The sequence below is a fragment of the Streptomyces sp. genome (assembly GCF_031178505.1).
In the GTDB taxonomy this organism is placed as follows: domain Bacteria; phylum Actinomycetota; class Actinomycetes; order Streptomycetales; family Streptomycetaceae; genus Streptomyces; species Streptomyces gulbargensis.
The window spans coordinates 1-2,573 of the sequence record NZ_JAPSIW010000233.1 but is presented as its reverse complement, the minus strand read 5'-3'; the positions used below and the strand labels follow the sequence as shown (position 1 = coordinate 2,573).

Annotated in this window: 1 protein-coding gene; it reads right to left on the bottom strand. The window is 73.7% G+C overall.

What is annotated here, in order from left to right:
- Positions 1-212 precede the first annotated feature (212 nt).
- Positions 213-2,480, bottom strand: a complete 2,268-nt coding sequence (locus RIF68_RS17195; RefSeq protein ID WP_309052151.1) for a heavy metal translocating P-type ATPase — start codon at positions 2,478-2,480, stop codon at positions 213-215.
- Between the last annotated feature and the right edge of the window lie 93 nt (positions 2,481-2,573).

The window sequence follows — 2,573 nt, the reverse complement described above, 5'->3', positions numbered from 1 at the left end:
GCCCGGTGCGCCGCGTACTCCCCTCGGGGCGCCCAGGCGGGAGCCGCCCTCGTGCGGAAGCCTGCGACTCCCGCACGAGGGCGGCCCCTTCCCCGGCGCCCCCGGTACTTCGTCAGGTCCTGATCAGCCGGGCGATGCGCCTTAGGCGCCCGATGAGGTCTTCCCCGTGCTGTCCGTAACCGGCCACGGCGGCCTCCCGTCGGGCCGTCACCTCACGTGTCGGCGGGCTGGAAGCCGCGCAGCCGCAGGCTGTTGCCGACCACGAAGACCGAGGAGAAGGCCATCGCGGCACCGGCGATCATGGGGTTGAGCAGTCCCGCCGCGGCCAGCGGGAGGGCGGCCACGTTGTAGGCGAAGGCCCAGAAGAGGTTGGAGCGGATGGTGCCGAGCGTCCGGCGGGAGAGCCGGATGGCGTCGGCCGTCGCCCGCAGGTCGCCCCGTACGAGGGTCAGATCTGCGGCCTCGATGGCGGCGTCCGTGCCGGTGCCCATGGCCAGGCCCAGGTCGGCCTGGGCGAGCGCGGCGGCGTCGTTCACGCCGTCGCCGACCATCGCGACCGAACGGCCCTCCGCCTGGAGGCGCTTGACCACGTCGACCTTGTCCTGCGGCATGACCTCGGCGATGACCTCCCCGATGCCGACCTCGGCGGCGACGGACTCGGCGACCGCCTTGTTGTCGCCGGTCAGCAGGATCGGGGTGAGTCCGAGGGACCTGAGGCGGCGGACGGCCTCCGCGCTGGTCTCCTTGACCGCGTCGGCGACCTCCAGAACCGCGCGGGCCTTCCCGTCCCAGGCGACCGCGACGGCCGTCCTTCCGGCCTTCTCGGCCTCGTCCTTGGCGGACTTGAGCCCGGCGGGCAGCTCCATCGCCCACGCGTCGAGCAGCTTCTCGCGGCCGACGAGGACGGCGTGGCCCTCCACGACGCCCTGCACGCCGAGGCCGGGGACGTTCGCGAAGTCCTCGGGGGTGGGCAGGGTGTTGGTCCGCGCGGCGGCGCCGGCGGCGACGGCCTGGGCGACGGGGTGCTCGGAGGAGTGCTCCAGGGCGCCCGCGAGACGCAGGACCTCGGTCTCGTCCTCGCCGTCGGCGGTGTGGACCTTGAGGAGGGTCATCCGGCCGGTGGTGACGGTGCCGGTCTTGTCCAGGACGATCGTGTCGACCTTGCGGGTGGTCTCCAGGACCTCGGGGCCCTTGATGAGGATGCCGAGCTGCGCGCCGCGGCCGGTGCCGACCATGAGGGCGGTCGGGGTGGCCAGGCCCAGGGCACACGGGCAGGCGATGATCAGCACGGCGACGGCGGCGGTGAACGCGGCGGTCAGGCCCTGTCCCGTACCGAGCCAGAAGCCGAGGGTGCCGAGCGCGAGCGCGATGACGATCGGCACGAAGACGGCGGAGATCCTGTCGGCGAGCCGCTGGGCGGCGGCCTTGCCGTTCTGCGCGTCCTCGACGAGCCTGGCCATCCGGGCGAGCTGGGTGTCGGCGCCGACGCGGGTGGCCTCGACGACGAGGCGGCCGCCGGCGTTCAGGGTGGCGCCGGTGACGGAGTCGCCCACGCCGACCTCGACCGGCACGGACTCGCCGGTGAGCATGGAGGCGTCCACGGCGGAGGAGCCCTCGACCACGGTGCCGTCGGTCGCGATCTTCTCGCCCGGGCGGACCAGGAAGCGCGTCCCGGCCTGGAGTTCGGCGGTCGGTACGGTGACCTCGCGGCCGTCCCGCAGGACGGTGACCTCCTTGGCGCCGAGCTGCATCAGCGCCTTGAGCGCGGCGCCCGCCTTGCGCTTCGAGCGGGCCTCGAAGTAGCGGCCGGCCAGGATGAAGGCGGTGACGCCGGCGGCGGCCTCCAGGTAGATGTTCCCGGCGCCGTCGGTGCGGGCGATGGTGAACTCGAAGGGGTGCGTCATGCCGGGCGTGCCGGCGGTGCCGAGGAAGAGGGCCCACAGCGACCACAGGAACGCGGCGGTGGTGCCGACCGAGATCAGGGTGTCCATGGTCGCGGCGCCGTGCCGGGCGTTGGTCCAGGCGGCCCGGTGGAAGGGCCAGGCGGCGTAGGTGACGACCGGCGCGGCGAGCGTGAGGCTCAGCCACTGCCAGTACTCGATCTGCAGGGCGGGGACCATGGCCATCGCGATGACCGGCACGGCCAGCGCGACCGCGGTGACCAGCCGCTGCTTCAGCGGCCGCAGCTCCTCGTCGGCCTTCTCCTCGTCGGAGGGGCCGTCGTCGCCCCCGGCGGTGTCGGCCTTCGGCGGCTCGGGCTCGGCGGCGGTGTAGCCGGTGGCCTCGACCGTGGCGATCAGGTCGGCGACCGGGATGTCGGCGGCGAAGGTGACCTTCGCCTTCTCCGTCGCGTAGTTGACGGTCGCCTCCACGCCGTCCATGCGGTTGAGCTTCTTCTCGATCCGGGCCGCGCACGAGGCGCAGGTCATGCCGCCGATGGCGAGCTCGACCTGGGCGGTGCCCGGAGTGGTCGTGGTCATTCCTGCTCCTCATTTCTTCCTGCTGAGGCCGGGTGCGCCTCAGCGGCGCGTCCCGGAGGGGGCCGGGGCCCGGCGGATGGCGGCCGGGCCCCG